Annotated in this window: 12 protein-coding genes and 1 pseudogene; 6 read left to right on the forward strand and 7 right to left on the reverse strand. The window is 69.7% G+C overall.

Annotated features, from left to right (window positions below; translation table 11 throughout):
• The first annotated feature begins 7 nt into the window (after positions 1-7).
• Positions 8-1,393, forward strand: a complete 1,386-nt coding sequence (locus OG747_RS03900) for a glycoside hydrolase family 43 protein (RefSeq protein WP_405877799.1) — start codon at positions 8-10, stop codon at positions 1,391-1,393.
• Positions 1,394-1,843: 450 nt separating this feature from the next.
• Positions 1,844-3,193 carry a jacalin-like lectin gene (locus tag OG747_RS03905; protein WP_405877801.1) on the forward strand — a complete coding sequence of 450 codons (1,350 nt, stop codon included), beginning with the start codon at positions 1,844-1,846 and terminating at the stop codon, positions 3,191-3,193.
• A 73-nt stretch (positions 3,194-3,266) separates the two neighbouring features.
• Here OG747_RS03905 and OG747_RS03910 read toward each other — a convergent pair whose 3' ends face one another.
• The 5 genes and pseudogenes from OG747_RS03910 to OG747_RS03930 form a co-directional block, all read right to left on the reverse strand.
• A complete protein-coding gene (locus tag OG747_RS03910) occupies positions 3,267-4,205 on the reverse strand; it encodes a hydrolase (protein ID WP_405877803.1) in 939 nt (312 codons plus the stop codon).
• A gap of 228 nt (positions 4,206-4,433) precedes the next feature.
• Positions 4,434-4,985, reverse strand: coding sequence for an RNA polymerase sigma factor (locus OG747_RS03915; RefSeq protein WP_405877805.1), 552 nt, complete (start codon positions 4,983-4,985; stop codon positions 4,434-4,436).
• A gap of 193 nt (positions 4,986-5,178) precedes the next feature.
• A pseudogene (locus tag OG747_RS03920) lies at positions 5,179-5,410 on the reverse strand (class II aldolase/adducin family protein); the annotation flags it as partial.
• Between the two features lie 252 nt (positions 5,411-5,662).
• Entirely contained in the window at positions 5,663-5,785 is a 123-nt protein-coding gene (locus OG747_RS03925; RefSeq protein WP_405877807.1) for a hypothetical protein, read from the reverse strand.
• A 100-nt stretch (positions 5,786-5,885) separates the two neighbouring features.
• The gene (locus OG747_RS03930) at positions 5,886-8,642 is read right to left on the reverse strand and encodes a SpoIIE family protein phosphatase (protein WP_405877809.1); all 2,757 of its coding nucleotides are present in this window, start codon (positions 8,640-8,642) and stop codon (positions 5,886-5,888) included.
• 354 nt (positions 8,643-8,996) lie between these two features.
• On the opposite strand from OG747_RS03930, the gene OG747_RS03935 reads away from it, so the two are divergent.
• Positions 8,997-10,121, forward strand: coding sequence for a PP2C family protein-serine/threonine phosphatase (locus OG747_RS03935; protein ID WP_405877811.1), 1,125 nt, complete (start codon positions 8,997-8,999; stop codon positions 10,119-10,121).
• On the opposite strand, the gene OG747_RS03940 is transcribed toward OG747_RS03935, so the two are convergent.
• Entirely contained in the window at positions 10,002-10,415 is a 414-nt protein-coding gene (locus tag OG747_RS03940; protein WP_405877813.1) for a DUF2637 domain-containing protein, read from the reverse strand. The two genes, OG747_RS03935 and OG747_RS03940, sit on opposite strands and share 120 nt — an antisense overlap.
• An 85-nt stretch (positions 10,416-10,500) precedes the next feature.
• Here OG747_RS03940 and OG747_RS03945 point away from each other — a divergent pair, with 85 nt between their 5' ends.
• The 3 genes from OG747_RS03945 to OG747_RS03955 all read left to right on the forward strand — a co-directional run bounded on the left by OG747_RS03945 (position 10,501) and on the right by OG747_RS03955 (position 14,278).
• Complete coding sequence (locus OG747_RS03945) at positions 10,501-11,898, forward strand: serine/threonine-protein kinase (protein WP_405877815.1); 1,398 nt, start codon at positions 10,501-10,503, stop codon at positions 11,896-11,898.
• A gap of 146 nt (positions 11,899-12,044) precedes the next feature.
• Positions 12,045-12,776 carry a DUF4232 domain-containing protein gene (locus OG747_RS03950; protein WP_405877817.1) on the forward strand — a complete coding sequence of 244 codons (732 nt, stop codon included), beginning with the start codon at positions 12,045-12,047 and terminating at the stop codon, positions 12,774-12,776.
• A gap of 257 nt (positions 12,777-13,033) precedes the next feature.
• Positions 13,034-14,278 (forward strand): hypothetical protein, encoded by a 1,245-nt coding sequence (locus OG747_RS03955; protein ID WP_405877819.1) that lies wholly within the window; start codon positions 13,034-13,036, stop codon positions 14,276-14,278.
• Between the two features lie 33 nt (positions 14,279-14,311).
• Here OG747_RS03955 and OG747_RS03960 read toward each other — a convergent pair whose 3' ends face one another.
• On the reverse strand, positions 14,312-16,465 hold the full coding sequence (locus OG747_RS03960; protein WP_405877821.1) for a ricin-type beta-trefoil lectin domain protein: 2,154 nt from the start codon (positions 16,463-16,465) through the stop codon (positions 14,312-14,314).
• Positions 16,466-16,951: the final 486 nt, after the last annotated feature.

Here is a 16,951-nt window from a genome sequence, read left to right on the forward strand (position 1 = left end):
GTACCCGATGAGTGACCGTTCCAGCCCGCTCCAGCCGTCCCGCCGTACGGTGCTGGGGGCGATGGCCGCCCTCACCGCCTCCTTCGCGATCGGCACCCCGTCCGCGCGGGCGGCGTCCGGATCCGCGTACGTGATGGGCTACTTCACCGAGTCCCCAAACGGCCTCGGCTCCGACTACGGCCTCCATCTGGCCGTCAGCGCCGACTCGCTCCAGTGGACCCCGCTGAACCAGAACAACCCGGTCGTGACGCCGACCGGGGGCACCGGTGGGCTGCGCGACCCGTTCATCCTGCGCAAGCAGGACGGCACCTTCGTGGTGCTCGCCACCGACCTCAAGGGCACCGACTGGAGCCTGCAGAGCCAGTACATCCACGTCTGGGACTCCACCGACCTGCGCTCCTTCACCGGTTACCGCCGGCTGAAGCTGCACGACATGGCCACCCACAGCTGGGCGCCGGAGGCGTACTGGGACGCCGGGCGCGGGCAGTACGGGATCATCTACTCGGCCGTCGACTCCAGCGGCCACAACGTCATCATGGTGAACTACACCACCGACTTCGCGACGGCGTCGGCGGCTCAGGTCTTCTTCGACCCCGGCTATGACGTGATCGACGGCGACCTGGCCGTGGGCGTCGGCGGGGTCAACTACCTGTACTTCAAGAAGGACCAGACGCTGGTCGGTGCCAAGTCGACCTCCCTGGATCCGGGCAGCTTCACCGTGTTCAGCACGCCGGTCTCGCACGGCGGCACCGAGGCCCCGATCCTCGTCAAGTCCCAGACGTCCAGCACCTGGTACCTGTGGGGTGACACCTACACCCCGAACGGTGTCTTCTACGCCTGGCAGACCACCGACCTCGCCGCCGGCACCTGGACCGCGGTCGACCAGCGCCTGTACACCCAGCCGCTCAACTCCAAGCACGGCACCATCCAGCCGATCACCACGACCGAGTACGACAACCTCGTGGCGAAGTACGGCACTCCGGCCTGGAACCGGATCAAGTCCTACAACTACCCGGACCGTTACGTCCGCCACGCGAACTACGTCGGCAGGATCGACGCCTACCCGTTCGACCCGTTCACCGACGCGGAGTGGAAGCTCGTGCCGGGGCTCGCCGACAGCTCCGGGGTGTCCTTCCAGTCCGTCAGCTATCCGACGCGCTACCTGAGGCACTACAACTACCAACTGCAACTGGACGTCAACGACAGCACGACGACGTTCGCGCAGGACGCCACGTTCTACCGGACCGCGGGCCTGGCCGATACCTCCTGGTCGTCTTTCCGCTCCTTCAACTATCCGGACCGTCACATCCGCCACGCGGACTACGTCCTGCGCATCGATCCCATCTCCACCAGCACCGAAAAGGCCGACGCCACGTTCTCGGTCGGCTACTGACCGTTCCTATGGACTGAGCGGGAGTGAGCCCGATCAGCCGCGCGCCCCGAACGGTCTTGGGCGCTCCCCCACTGCCTTAAGGGCGTGGGAGGTACCCCCAGGTCCCCAGCGTACTCAACCCCGGGGCGGCGACACGCATCCTGTGCGTGGTCCGGTCCCGGGAGGCCAGTTCCCTACGCGACCCGGTCATATGGGTACGGCCAGAAGCGACGGGGAGGCCCCGAACCATCACCCTGGTGGAGCAGGGGCCCCGCACGCCGGCACCGCACCCGGCGTCCCAGATCGCACAGCCACGCCAACCCGGACGGCCCAGGGCACCGCAAGCCCGGAAGCCGACCATCACACGATCGAGCTAAAACGACCTCACGCACCCTCCTCGACGAGCAGGTGCCAACCCCCTTCATCCCCGGTCCCCAGCCCCCAGTCCTCAGTCCCCAGGAGACACTCCCCATGTCACCCCTCCGAAGAGTCCTCGCCACTCTCGCCGCGGCAACCGCGGCCCTCGGCGGACTCACAGCGACCGCCCCCACCGCCGCGGCCGCCGACTCGGGCACCTTCAGTGTGCTCAGCTACAACGTCGCCGGCCTCCCCGAGAGCCTCTCCAGCGCCTCGACACCCCGCGACACCAGCACCACGGCGATCGGCCAGCGGCTCGGCCCGTACGACATCGTCCACGTGCAGGAGGACTTCAACTACCACGCCTATCTCTACGCCGGCGACACCACGCACGCCTACCGCACGCCCACCAGCGGCGGCGCCGGGATCGGCAGCGGGCTCAACACCCTGTCGAAGATCTCGTACGACACCGACGACTTCGAGCGGGTGCACTGGAACTCCTGCCAGCTCGACTCGGGCGACTGCCTGACCCCCAAGGGCTTCACGTTCATGCGGGAGCGACTGGCCGAGGGTGTCTACGTCGACTTCTACAACCTGCACACCAACGCGGGCACGAACGACGGCGACCTGGCTTCGCGGGCGGACAACCTCAACCAGCTCACGGCCTTCATCCAGAGCCACTCCAAGGGCAACGCCGTGGTGGTCATGGGTGACACCAACACCCGCTACACGCGCACCGGCGACACGATCGCCGAGTTCGGCGCGGCCAACGGGCTCACCGACGCCTGGGTCAAGGTCATCCGCGGCGGCACCGCGCCCGCCAAGGGCAGCGACGCGCTCGTCTGCGACCAGACCGGTGCCACCGTGCCCAACACCTGCGAGGTCGTGGACAAGATCCTCTACCGCGGCAGCAAGCTGGTCACGCTCGACGCCACGAGCTACAACAACGAGCACGCGAGCTTCCTGACCTCCGACGGGCTCATGCTCTCCGACCACGACCCGATCACCGCCAAGTTCACCTGGTCGCGCAACTCCGCCTTCCAGCTGAGCGACCAGTTCGGCGGCCCGCACGGGGACTACTTCAACGACATCGACAGCGTGCCCACCGGGGCCAGGGCGACCGCCGTCACCCTGCGCAGCGGCTCGCGCGTCGACCAGATGGGCCTGACGCTGAGCAACGGCACGACGCTGGCGCACGGCGGCACGGGCGGCACCGCCTCGTCGCTCACGCTCGGCAGCGGCGAGTACGTCACCTCGGCGCAGCTGTGCGAGGGCGTGAAGGACGGCAACACCCGGATCTTCTACGCCAAGTTCACCACCAACCTGGGCAACACCCTGGCGGGCGGTACGACGACCTCGGACTGCGTGACCCGCACGGCGCCGTCGGGCTGGCAGATCGCCGGGTTCCACGGCCGTACGGGCGACGAGGTCGACAAGATCGGTTTTATCTACACCCAGCGCTGAACGACCGTGAAAAGCCCGCTCCCCGCCGTGTGGTCGGACACGGCGGGGAGCGGGCTCGGTCAGCTCACCTCACTTACGAGGAAAGCCACTCGGTGGCGTTCAGAGCGAGGGCCGCGTTCGTGGCGCCGGTGTCGTTCCAGCCGTCGTACAGCGTGTTGCCGGACTGGCCGGTGCCGTCGTCGATCGGTGAACTGTCGCCCCAGAAGGCGACCTTGCCGCTGCCGAAGGTGCTGGTGGCGAAGAAGGCTCCCGTGTTGCCGGAGTAACCGGAGCGGTAGAGCAGTCCCTTGACGGCCGAGTTGTCGGCGGGCTTGAGCGTGGCCGTCGTACCATTCGCGATGAGGCTCTTGGTGACCGTGCCGAACGAGCCGTGCAGGACCGGGTTGCTGCTGTCGCTGATCGCCGCGGGGTAGCCCGAGCTGATGTTCAGCGAGTCGATGGAGAAGCCGAACGGGTCGGTGGAGTCGACGCTGTTGTTGGTCATCAGGTCGTTGAGGATCTTGACCGCGTCGTAGCCGTCGTTGTTGCGGTCGGCGCCGGTGTGGTCGGAGATCATGAACAGGCCGCCGCCGTTCTTCACGAACGTCATGATCGCGGTCTTCTCGGCCGTGGTGAAGAGCGTGTTGGGCTCGGGCAGCACCAGTGTGTCGAAGTTCGACAGGTCGGTGGACGAAGTGCCGCCGTAGGTCAGCTTGGAGCCCGAAGGCAGCGTGTCCAGGCTGTAGTCGCCGGTCTGCTGCAGGGCCACGCCCCAGGAGGACAGGGCGCCGGTCCAGTCGGTCTCGGAGGACGGCGAGGAGTCCTCGCTCAGCGGGTTGGGCTGGCTGGTGGAGATGATCCAGTCGGCGTTGCCCGCCGTCTCCGCGTGGCCGTTGTCGAACAGGACGCGGTGGGTGGTGGCCGCGTGCGCGGGGGCGGCGGCGGTGGTCTGGAGCGCGGCTCCCGTGAGCAGCACGCCGAGCGCGGTGAGGGCGACGGCGAGTCTGTGGCGGGGCCTTGTGGGGGTGAGCATCCGGCATTCCTCCATGGGTGGGGGGACGGGGGAAGAGGCGGTGCGGGGCGCCGATCTGCGCGCGTAGAACGGCCGTTGAACGACTGCCGTTCGACACAACGGTGGACAGTACAGACGAGATCACGGCCACCGGGAGTCCCTGCCGCGACTTATCATCAACCTCTTACCTTGCGCCACAACCACCGTAGACAGTTGGCCAGTTGACGACTGTTCCTGGCTGATGTCCCGTCAGGATGCGTCGACCAGCCAGGGCCTGACCTGCCGTCGGGCCTCGTGCAGCCGGGACTTGAGCGTGCCGAGCGGAATGCCGACCCGTTCGGCGACCTCGGCGTACTCCAGCTGGCAGATGTCCCGATAGACCAACGGCGCGACCAGGTGGGGGTGTTCGCGCTCCAGGCGTTCCAGCGCCTCCAGGAGGTCGATACGGGAACCGGCGATCACGCTCGTGGTGCGCGGGTCGACGTGCTGCGAGGCGTCGATGACGTCCGGCTGCTCGGCGGCCCGCCGCTTCAGCTCGCGGTACTTCTGGCGGGCGCAGTTGGCGACGACCGTGTAGAGCCAGGTGCTGAAGCGACTGCGCCCCTCGAAGGAGTCGATCTTCCGTGCCACCTGGAGGAGGACGTCCTGCGCCGCCTCCTCGGCGTCCTCGCGGCAGGGCAGGAAGCGTCCGCAGCGCCGCACGATCTCCGGCCGGATCCGCTCCAGCAGCAGGTCGAGGGCCCCCGGATCGCCCACGGCCGCGCGCTGCGCAAGCTCCTCGGTCCCCGCCGCGTCCTGCACTGGATGCTCCCTCGCTGTCGATCCAAGGCCAGGCACGATAGTCGCATGCACCGCCTGGCGGCTCGCCCACACGGTCGGCAACATCCGCGACAGGGTCTTCCCTCAGTACGAGTCGAGCCGATTCGGGCACACCCGTCGTCCCGCCGACCGGCCACGTCGGCGGGATCTGATCCCCCTCCCGTGTGACGGGCGGTTACACGGGGTTCGCCGTCTCCGGGTTGCCGTAGTAGGCGTCGGGGCCGTGTTTGCGGGTGTAGTGCCGGTCGAGGAGGTGCCGAGGCGGCGGGGGCCGGCGCGAGGGTGTGGATGGCGATGTCGGCGACGGCTTCGCAGATGATGGAGTGTTCGAGGGACTTGCGGACGGTGGCACCCCAGGTGAAGGGGCCGTGGTTGGCGACGAGCGCGCCGGGGACCTCGACGGCCTTCTGCCAGACCTCCGGGTCCTCCTCCAAGATCTGCAGTGCCTTGGCGAACTCCCACTCGGAGGAGATCCGGCCGCCGTACCGCCGCAACCAGGGTCTTCAACTGATCCGAAAATGATCGTTCAGCCGGGCGTGCGGCAGCGTCCGGGTGGCGGGACCGTCCGGCGACCGGGGGACTGTTGGGTGTTCGGCTTGAGCAGGCTGGCTGATGCTACTTCGTGTCATCGGTGCGGATCCTCAGGATCTGCCACTGCTTCACAGGGTGCTCGACCCGTTGGACGCGTAGTCGGTGTGGACGGTGTAGTAGCCGTCGGCCGGGGCGTAGGCGTCGAAGATCGCCCTGTCGCCCGAGGCCAGGACCGAGCTAGGCCGTCTCACCCCCGGAGCCCTTCCGCCTCACCAAGCCCCCTACCGCCACCATGCTCCCGACCAGGCAGGATCGGCGTACCTGACGAAGCACTGCTGGGCCGAACCGTCTTCACGCCGGGGCGTCCTGGGCGGCCGCGCCCTCGTCCGGGGGCTCGTCCGCGTCGGCCGGCTTCAGGTCGGGTTCCTCGATGACGTCCGGCAGCACCTGTTCGGCCCAGATCACCTTGCCCTGGGGGGTGTACCGGGTGCCCCAGCGCTCGGCTATCTGCGACACCAGAAACAGGCCCCGGCCTCCCTCGTCCAACGTCGCGGCGTACCGCAGATGCGGCGACGTGCTGCTGCCGTCGGCCACCTCGCAGATCAGCGTACGGTCCTGGATCAGCCGCACATGGATCGGCTCGGAGCCGTAGCGGATGGCGTTGGTGATGAGCTCGCTCAGAACCAGCTCCATGCTGAAGCCGAGCTCGGACAGGCCCCACTCGTCGAGTTTCTGGGACACGGCGTCGCGCATCCCCGCGACGGCGGCCGGGTCGGGCGGCACATCCCAGTCGGCGATCCGGTCGGGCGGCAGTGCACGGGTGCGGGCGATGAGCAGAGCGACGTCGTCCTTGGGCCGCTCGGGCAGCAGCTCGTCCAGCACGGCCCGGCAGCTCTCCTCGGGCGTCCGGTCGGGGTGGCCCGCCAGCGCGTCGCGCAGCAGTTCCATTCCCACGTCCAGGTCGCGCCTGCGGTCCTCGATGAGGCCGTCGGTGTAGAGGACGAGCTGAGTGCCCTCCGCGAGATCCAGCTCGGCGGTCTGGAACGGCATGCCGCCGAGGCCGAGGGGAGGCCCGGCCGGCAGGTCCGGGAAGGTGACGGTGCCGTCGGGGTGGACGAGCGCCGGCGCCAGGTGCCCCGCACGCGCCATGACGCAGCGGCGCATCACGGGGTCGTAGATCGCGTACAGGCAGGTGGCGCCCACGACACCCGCGTTGCCCTCCATACCCGCCTCGTCCTGGTCGATGCGGCCGACCAGGTCGTCCACATGGCTCAGCAGCTCGTCGGGCGGCAGATCGAGGGTGGAGAAGTTGTGCACCGCGGTCCGTAGCCGTCCCATGGTCGCGGCGGCGTGGAGGCCGTGGCCGACCACGTCGCCGACGGCCAGCGCCACCCGGCTCCCCGACAGCGGAATCACATCGAACCAGTCTCCGCCCACGCCCGACCGGGCGGGGAGGTAGCGGTAGGCGACATCGAGGGCGCTCTGCTCAGGCAGGGCCCGCGGCAGCAGGCTGCGCTGGAGAGTGACCGCAAGGGCGTGCTCGCGGGTGTAGCGGCGGGCGTTGTCGATGCTGACCGCGGCACGGGCCACCAGTTCCTCCGCCAGCGACAGTTCCTCCTCGTCGAAGGGCTCGTGCTGCTTGGTGCGCCAGAAGTTGGCCATGCCCAGCTCGACGCCGCGGGCCTGGATCGGGGCGGCGATGAGGGAATGGATGCCGTAGTCGATGATCTCCTTGGCGCGCTCCCGGTCCTGCACCCGCCAGCCCGTGGCGGTCGACAGGTCGGCCACCAGCTCGGAGTGGCCGCTGCCGTAGCCGCGCGCCTGGGGCGTGGCAGGCAGAAAGTCGATCAGCCGGCCCTTTTCGTAGAGCGGATGGTCATCCCGGATACCGCACACGGCTGCGCGTCGCATGCCCGTTGCCGTGGGGGCCGGCTCCTCGCCGTGCAGCACGGCGTCGGCCAGGTCCACCGTGGCGAAGTCGGCGAAGCGAGGGACGGCGACCCGCGCCAGCTCCTCGGCCGTGCGCAGCACGTCCAGGGTGGTGCCGACCTCGAGTCCGGCGTCGTACAGCAGCTTGAGCCGCTCCCGTGCGATCTCCGCCCTGCCGGTCAACGCCTGCAGCTCGGTGGAGTCGCGCAGCGTCACCACCGTTCCCCCGGGACCTCCGTCGCGCCCCGTGGGCCGTTGGTTGACCGCCAGCAGTCGCTCTCCGGCGAAGTGCACCTCGTCGGTGGCCTCGCGCCCGGAGACGAGCAGTGCCACCGTCTCGGGGTCGAGGCACGACAGCTCCGACACGAACCGTCCCTCGACGTCCGGGGGCAGCTCCAGCAGCCGTCTGGCCTCGTCGTTCGCCAGCAGCAGCCGCCCGTCGCCGGCGACGATGAGCACCCCTTCGCGCACGGAGTGCAGCACCGCGTCGTGATGGTCGTACATGCGGGTCATCTCGTCCGGGGCCAGGCTGTGGGTCTGCCGTCGCAGCCGCCTGCCCATCAGTGCCGTGCCGCCGGTGGCCAGCGCGAGCGCCCCGGCTCCGGCACCCAGGATGATCGGTAGTTGCCGGTATACCTGATTGGTCACGTTCTTGACCTTCAGCCCGGCGGAGACGAGGCCCACCACCTTGCTCCTGGCGTTGTCGACGGGGACGGTGGCCTGTACCTCGTGGCCGAGCGGGCCGTGGACGCTTTCCGTGTAGACCTTCCCCGCCAGCGACGGCCCGATGTTGCCCACGAACCGCTTTCCGATTCGGTTCGGTATGGGGTGGGTGTAGCGGATGCCCTTGGTGTCCATGACCACGATGAAGTCGACGCCTGCGGCCTTGCGCCCCACCTCGGTGAGCGGCTGGAGGATCTTGGACGGGTCGGGGCTCTGCAGTGCCGCCACGACACCGGGAGAGTGCGAGAAGGTCTCTGCAACGGCTACGGAGCGGCGCCTGGCCTCGGCGTTGGCGTCCCGCTCCGACTGCAGGAAGATGGCGAACACGCCGCAGGCCACGAGCAGCACTACCAGGGCCACCTGGAGAACCAGCACCTGCCCGGCTACGCTTCGCGGGCTCTTGCCGACCAATGACCTGAGTGATATGCGTCGAAAAAGGGCGAAAAAGCTCGCCATGCGACCTTTCTAGCACTGGCGATCCCGGGTGACCAGCGCCCACCCGCGGAGTGATCCCCACCCGGCTCGACCTCGGGGGCCGCTCGGGCATGTGCCGCACGGCTTCCGCCACGCCGGCCACCGCGGCGTCCCGGTCGGCGGAATCCCGGACGCTCCCGTATCGCGTCTCCAGCGCGCCACCCAGGCGGGACGGGTTCTGCGCGGTCGGGTGGTCGGCGACTTCGGGGGATGCGGCGCGCCGCCCTGATGGCCACCCATGAGCGTGATTCCCGTGCATGAAGTGCGCGATCCCCGCGCATGTGGCGCATGACCCCTCAGAGCCCAATGCCCACTTTGACCGATATAATGCAGTTTGTGACCACGTCTGGGCGGCTGCGGCGCCGTCGTCCTCTGTACTGCGGCCGATGGGAAGCCGCCCAGCTGGCACCGGTGATCCTTACCGTCCTCATCGCCGGCTTGGCCTTCGCCACACCGCGGCAGATCGCCGTCAGCCGCCTCCTGCCCGCCGCACCCGCTCTCGCCGCCGCGATGTGGCCCGTACTCCCCACGATTCTCCTGGGGGCGTTCTGCCTGCTGGTCATGATCAGTCTGAGCTTCCTCTACACCGACCTGGGGACGCAGTACACGTCGGCCGCGATCGTCGCGGTCACCTTGGCGGCCGCATACGCAAGTCATGTCCGACTCCAGCGCGAGGAAATACTCTTCCACGTCCGCCTCGTGGCCGACGCAGCCCAGAAAGTGCTGCTGCGCCCCCTGCCGCGCCGCATCGAGAACGTCGAGATCGAGTCGCTGTATCTGGCGGCCCAAGAACAGGCCCGGATCGGCGGCGACTTCTACGAGGCGGCCGGCACACCGTACGGGGTCCGGCTGCTCATCGGCGACGTACGCGGCAAGGGCTTGTCCGCGGTGGGGGCGGCCTCAGCGGTGATCAGCTGCTTCAGGGAGGCCGCATACGACGAACCCGACCTGCGGAGCATCGTCCACCGGCTGGAGACCAGCATCGCCCGCCACAACGCCGCGTATCCCGGCCAGGATCTGCCGGAACGCTTCGCCACGGCTATCATCGCCGAGATCGCGCACGACGGCGGCCGCGTCAGGCTTCTCAACTGCGGACATCCCCCGCCGCTGCTTGCTCACCATGGGAAGATCCGCGTCCTGGAGCCCACCATTTCCTCGCCGCCTCTCAATCTCTCGGCACTCATCGGTGACCGCTACTGCGTCGACACCATCCCCTTCGCCCCGGGCGACCAGTTGCTGCTCTACACCGACGGCGTGTCGGAGACCCGGGACCGCGCCGGCGAGTTCTTCCCGCTGCCGGACTGGATGCGGCGGCAGGGCACGGAGCCGCCTCGCGAGCTGCTAGACCGGCTTCACTGGGACCTGCTCCACTACAGCGGCGGAAGGCTCAACGACGACATCGCGGCCCTCTCGGTGCGGTGCCGGAATCCCCGGGATCACGGCTGTGTCGGCCGCTTGTGAGACCCCGATCCCGAGGAAGAACGCCATCCCCATGGCGCGGTGTGCTCGACGGCTGACGTGACAGGTAGGCTTCAACAATCCGACCGTTGCCAGGAGCAGCAGCCCGTCTACGGACAGCGGCCACAGCGTGGCGCTCGTGGCATCCGCCCCGCCCTGGAGAGCAAATGCCCGCTGGTGAACACAGGAGGCGTACACCGCCACGGACGCGACCGACAGGGCACAGCCGCTTCGCACCCCTCCCCCGACGTCAGCCGCACGAGAACCCCTCGTCCGGGGCTCCTCAGGAGCCCTCATCGGGCGTCGCCGGCGATGCGGCGACGCCACGCCACCTCGGCCGTGCTCGAAACCACCGGCTCACAGGCCTTTCGGCGGGTCGTCCATGCTGAGGGATCCCCTGGAGCGGATCGGCCGCTACCGTCTGGACCGGCGCCTCGGCGCGGGTGGTTTCGGCGTGGTCTGGCTCGCCCACGACGAGGTCCTGGAGGCCGTCGTCGCCGTGAAGGTGCTCTCCGAGAACTGGGTCGACCACCTCGACGTCCGGGAGCGTTTCCTCTCCGAGGCCCGGCTGCTGCGCAAGGCCAACTCGAACCGGGTCGTCCAGGTCTACGACATCGGTGAACTCCCCGACGGCAGGCCCTACTTCGTCATGGAGTACGCCGATGGGGGCACCCTCGCGGACCGGGTCGAGGCCGGGCCGCTGCCCGTCGCCGAGGCCCTGCGTCTGACGGCCCTCGCGGCGCGCGGAGCCGCCGCGCTGCACGAGGCCGGGATCGTACACCGTGACATCAAGCCCTCCAACGTCCTTATGCGTACCTCACCCGGCGGCGCCGACCGGGTCCTGCTCGCCGACCTCGGTCTCGCCAAGAGCCTGGCGCAGGCCTCCGGACTGACCATGGCGGCGGGTTCCGCGGGCTACACCCCGCCGGAACAGGCCCAGCCGGGGTCGGGCATCGACGCGCGGGCCGACGTGTACAGCCTGGGTGCCCTCGGCTACCACCTGATCACGGGCTCGGTCCCCGGGCCGCCCGGCAAGGTCGTACGGCCCGACCGGCTCCGTACGGACCTGGCCCCGGACGTCCAGCGGGCGTTGCTGCGCGCCATGGAGCCCGACCGCGAGCGGCGCTGGCCCACGGCGCTGAGCCTCGCCGTGGAGTTGGAGCGGCTGGCCGAACAGGTGTCGATGGGCACCGTCCGCGCGCCCCGGCGCCGTCGGCGGACCGTGGTCACGGCCGTGTCCGTGGCCGCCGCGGTCGTGCTCGGCGCGGCCGGTGTCACCGCCGCGCTCGTGACCCGGCAGTCCGGCGCCACGTCCATGACGGTCGAGGACGCCTCCGGACGGGTCTCGGTCGAGGTTCCGGACGGCTGGGGCGGCCAACTGCGCGACTCCGGATGGAATCCGCGGACCATGGGCCTGTCGGACACCCACGAGCCGGGTCTCGCCGTCGCCGACGACCTGGCGAAGTGGCAGGACCTGCGCTCGGGGGCCGAGGGGGTGTTCGTCGGCCTCAGCGAACACGGCGACGTGCGCGCCGGGGTCGGGACGATCGCCCACACCGGCTGTCACTACGAGGGCAGCCGCACCTATACCGGCGCGCGCTGGCACGGACTGATCCGGACCTGGAGCGCCTGTCAGGGAAGCCGCGGCTCGCTCACGGAGGCGGGGCTCACCCCTGCGGGCGGCGCCGAGCAGCCGCAGTTGTACGTCCAGATCCGCCAGGCCGCCGGCAGCGACGCCACGACCGACCGGGTGCTCGGCTCCGTACGAGTGAAGGACTGACGAACTTGCCCGAAGATCGCGCGAACCCGCCCGAGGGTCCCGCGAACTTTTCCCTCTCCCGGTGCATCAGAGACTGGTGGCGGAGCACAGAGCGCCGTTCGCACGCCGAGTCATGGCGCGTGCGGTGAATCCCAAGGAGTGTTGACATGGCGACCTTCCAGCCCGGCGGGGCGGCTTCCGCACGCCGTCCGTCCTCCCCCGCCCACCGGGCGGCACTGGTCGCGGGCATCGTGCTGGTGCTGGGCCCGCTCTCGGCCTGCGGCAGCGACAACGGCACGACGAGCACCCCGCAGAAACTCCCCGGCGCGGCCCAGCCGGCCTCCGGTGACACCACCGCGGACGGCACCGGTACGAGCACTGCCCCGACCGGTTCCGACACGGCATCGGCAGTGGCCGCGACCTCCTCGTCGTCCTCCTCGTCCGCGTCCGGGAGCGGGAGCGGGAGCGGCACGTCCGGCAGTACGCGGTGCCACACCTCCGAACTGCGCGCGGCGGTCGGTGCCAACCAACCGGGCGCGGGTCAGGAGAACTTCCCCGTCGTCCTCACCAACACCTCCCACCGCACCTGCACCCTGCGCGGCTTCCCCGGAGCGGCGTTCGTGGACGCGTCCGGCAAGCAGCTCGGGCCCGACCCGAAGCGCTCCTCGGAGACGCCGACGACCGTCACACTGGCGCCCGGGCGCAACGCGTGGGCCGGCCTGACGTTCTCCAACCCGGAGATCAGCGGGGCGAACACCGCGACGCCCGCCACGCTGATCGTGACCCCGCCCGACGAGCGGGACCCGCTCAAGGTGGCGTGGACGGGGGGCAAGGTGCCCGTGTCCGGGAACGCCTCCTCGGTGTCCCTGACCGTCGTCCGCGCCGGCAGCGGCGTCTGACCCCAGCCGGCCCCCAGCCCGACCCCGGCCTGACCCCACCGGTCCCGCTCCCCCCAGCCCCGCCATCCGCCCCGCGGATCGGCGGGGTTTGTCACGGAACAGCAACACGTGGCCGTTGCGGCGACCTTTCCCGAACATCCGCGCATCACAGCGTTTGACGCACACCGCCAAGGGCGGCGCGTCACAGGAACGGAAGGCTCCGGCCCGGCGGGCGGGAGCCGCACCAAGAACAGGGAACAAGGAATCGGGGGATGGTCATGACTGGTATCTCACGCAGGCGTCTGCTGGCCGCGACGGCATCGGCGGGCGCCCTGGGCGCGCTCTCCGCCTGCTCGGCGAACGACTGGTCCGTGGGCAGCGGCGACAAGGGCGACGGGAGCGGCAAGACCCCGCAGCCCAAGCTCATCGGCGACGGCTCCACCGCCGACACCGGGGCCCAGCCGAAGCAGCCGAAGGCCACGCGGCTGAAGCCGGGTGAGCGGCCGCCGCAGTTCGTGGTCTTCTCCTGGGACGGCGCGGGCGAGCTCAGCAACCAGCTGTTCTCCCGGTTCCGCAAGGTCGCATCCGACCACGGCGCTTCGATGACGTTCTTCCTCAGTGGCATCTACACGCTGCCCGAGTCGAAGAAGCACCTCTACAGCCCGCCGCAGCACCCCGTCGGCGCCTCCGCGATCGGCTACCTCGCCGACCGGCACATCCACTCCACCATCCAGCAGATCCGCGCCGCCTGGCTGGAGGGCCACGAGATCGGCACCCACTTCAACGGCCACTTCTGCGGCACCGACGGCGTGCGCCGCTGGTCGCCCGCCGAGTGGCGCAGCGAGATCGCGCAGGCGAAGAAGTTCGTCACCGAGTGGAAGACCAACACCGGCTTCACCGACCTCGAACCGCTCCCCTTCGACTACGAGAAGGAACTCATCGGCGGCCGCACCCCATGCCTGGAGGGCCAGTCCAACCTGCTGCCGACCGCCGCCGCCCTCGGCTGGAAGTACGACGCCAGCTCCCCCGGCGGCCTGCAGATGTGGCCCGGCAAGGTCCAGGGCGGCAAGATCTGGGACTTCCCGCTCCAGTCCATACCCTTCCCCGGCCACTCCTTCCAGGTCCTGTCGATGGACTACAACCTCATGGCCAACCAGTCGCACGCCAACCCGCTCGGCGACAAGACCATGTACGACGCCTGGCGCGCCCAGGCCCGCGACAGCTACCTCGCCGGCTTCCGCCGCGCCTACGAAAGCAACCGCGCGCCCTTCTTCATCGGCAACCACTTCGAGCGCTGGAACGGAGGTATATACATGGATGCCGTCGAACAGGCCGTCAAGCAGATCGCCACGCACGACGACGTGCGCATGGTCTCCTTCCGCCAGCTGGTGGAGTGGCTGGAGGCCCAGGACCCGGCGGTGCTGCGCAAGCTGCGCACGCTCAACCCCGGGCAGTCGCCCCTCGGCGGCTGGGCGGAGTTCCTGGGCACGGCGGCCTCCCAGTCGGCCACCGCCGGCTCCTGACCACTGACGACGCCCGCCCGCGTCCCGGACGGATCAGCGGTGGCCCGCTTGGCCACCGCCGTATCCGTAGCCGCCGTATCCGCCGTATCCGTAGCCGCCGTCTCCATAGCCGCCGTAGCTGCCGTAGCTGCCGTAGCTGCCATATCCGTAACCGGGTGCGCCGTCCTGCCCGCTCGGCGGCGAGCAGTAGGAGTACGGGGAACAGCCGTCCGCGGGCGACGACGTCGAGGGGGTCGGCGCGGGCGTCGACGGATGGGTCGAAGGCTTGGGCGACGACTTGGGCGTGCCGCTGCTCGCCGACGGCGTCTTCGAGTGCTCGGGAGAGGCGTGGCTCGCGGATGTCCCCGCCTGTCCCGCGGAGTCCCAGTTGACCGCCTCCATCTGGAGCGAGGGCGACGAGGTGTCCATCGCCCAGTGCTGGTCGGACTCGTCCTTGCGGGGTTTGAGGACCAGCGACGCCTCGCTCGCGGTGGAGGCGGGGGCAAGGGCCAGGTCCTGGTTCCAGCGGGGCACCACCGTGCCCTGGAGGGTGAAGTCGTAACGCACGTTCTTGGTGCCCGGCTGCGACTCGCCGGAGCAGGGCGCCAGTTGGACCGAGTAGCCGAGGTGGGAGTCGAGACAGAGGTCGGGGGCGGCTACATCGCGCAGCAGCCCGTCCTCCTCGTACGCCCACTCCTGGCTCGCGGCCGAGGAGCACGGCGTCAGCGCCGTCTCCACCCCCTTCACGGGCTTCTCGCCCACGATGCCGATGCACAGCCCGGTCTCGATGTTGCGCAGTCGGCCGCGCACGGTGCCGTTCGACTTCTCGCCGGTGCCTACCCAGGACGGGTTCGAGCCGGACGCCTTGGCGGGGCCCGAACTGGGCGTGCCCGAAGGTCCGGCGCCGTCGGCCACGCCGTCCGCGCCGTCCGATCCCTGGGCGACCCACAGGACGAGCGGGACCAGGATCATTCCGCTCACGGTCAGCGCGGCCAGCGCGATGTTCCGGCGGTGCGGGGCACGGCGGGAGGAGCGTCGGGGCGCCTTGTGCGTGGCCGGGCGGGATGCGGCGGGGGCATGGGCGTGCGGTGCGGGGCGCGGGGGCTCGTTCGGCGGGAGCGGGGCATGGCCGGAGTGGGCGTCATGACCGGCGAAGAGGTCATGGCCGACGAGCGGGGCTTGGCCCGTGAGGGGGCCCGCGTGACTGGGGACGAGGTCATGGCTCGGGAAGGGGGCATGGCTGGGGAAAGGGGCATGGCTGGGGAAAGGGGCATAGCTGGGCAAGGGAGGAATGCTGGGGGCAGCGGGGGCAGCGGCCGGAGCACCCGTCACTTCCACGATCGCGGTGTCGCGGCCGGGGCGCGATTCGAGGTAGGCCGCGGCCGCCCAGCCGAGCACGGCCTCGGCCAGCGACAGCGCGAGGTCGCCGTTGAACCGGCTCAACTGGTCGGCGGTGTTGCGGCAGTGCCGGCACCGGCCCATGTGCTTGCGCAGATCGGGGTCGAGGTCTTCGCCACCGCGGCGCAGGGACACATCCAGCATGCGGTGGTAGCGGCGGCACTCCTCCTCGGGGGCCAGTTCACGATGGATTTCCAGGCAGCCGTCGCGCAGGCGTTCACCGGCCCGGCGCAGTTCCACGGAGGCGTCGTCGTCGCCGATGCCCAACAGCGCGGCCGGTACGTCCAGTTGCTCGGCCTCGACCTCGGTGTGCCACAGCAGACAGCGGGCGGGCTCGGGGAGCCGCTGGAAGGCCCGGGCCAGCTGCCGTCTGCCCTCCGGCGGCAGCAGTCGCGCCATGACCCGCTCCCGGCTGTCCGACTCGGCCAGCAGCTCGGGATGGAGCAGCTCCCGCCGCTGGTCCCCGAGCCATTCGACGGCCATACGGCGTACGGTGAGCAGCAGTTGCGGCCGCCAGGCGGCCGTCGGCCCGGTCTGCCGCAGCGATTCCCCGAACAACCGGGTGAAAGCGGCCGTGGTGAGCATTCCGGCGGGACGCACCCCGTTGGTGCACAGACGCGCGTAGGAGAAGACCGCTTCCCAGTGGCGGTCGAGGAGTTCTCCGACGGGGTGGTGCGCAGGCGTGTTCCCCGAGCTCTTCTTCAGATCGGCCGCGAGCCGCTCATCCGAAACCTCGAACAAGCGAGCGAGTGCTGGGGAATGAGACAGGGCTGCGTCATTCACGTCCGCTTTCCTCCCAAAGGTAAGCATGAATTAGTCCATACCAATGGGTATGTAGCCCGCCCGTCGAAGCGGAGGGACTACCCATGGGGGGGTTGTTGCCACGAACACCCCCTCCGACAGCTCTTTTCAAGCGAGGGGCGGGCGGGTGCACCGTACGCGCACAGAAGGAAACGAAATGTCTGCACGCCGACAACGCACACCTTTGCACAGGGCGACGAGCCGAAACAAGAGATCTCGTCACTTTCCCCATTCCGCCGCACGCAGGGAGATTGACGGAAGGTCAGCCGAAGTCCCCGCAAAGGAAATTCGCAATCCCACACGGCCCTCGGCCAGGCCCCCGCGCGAGACGGCCCCACCAGGACCCGGGGACCGGAAAGGCGTTCACCCGCCCATTGACGCTCTGACATGCCCATGCAATGCCCCCTATTGGGAGCGCTCCCATTTCCGTCGTTCACCCCATCGTGACGGCGGCAACGCATTCACTTCACCACCGGGAGCCGGTGATGTCCGCAT

Origin of the sequence: Streptomyces sp. NBC_01384 (assembly GCF_045040035.1) — a bacterium.
Lineage (GTDB): Bacteria > Actinomycetota > Actinomycetes > Streptomycetales > Streptomycetaceae > Streptomyces.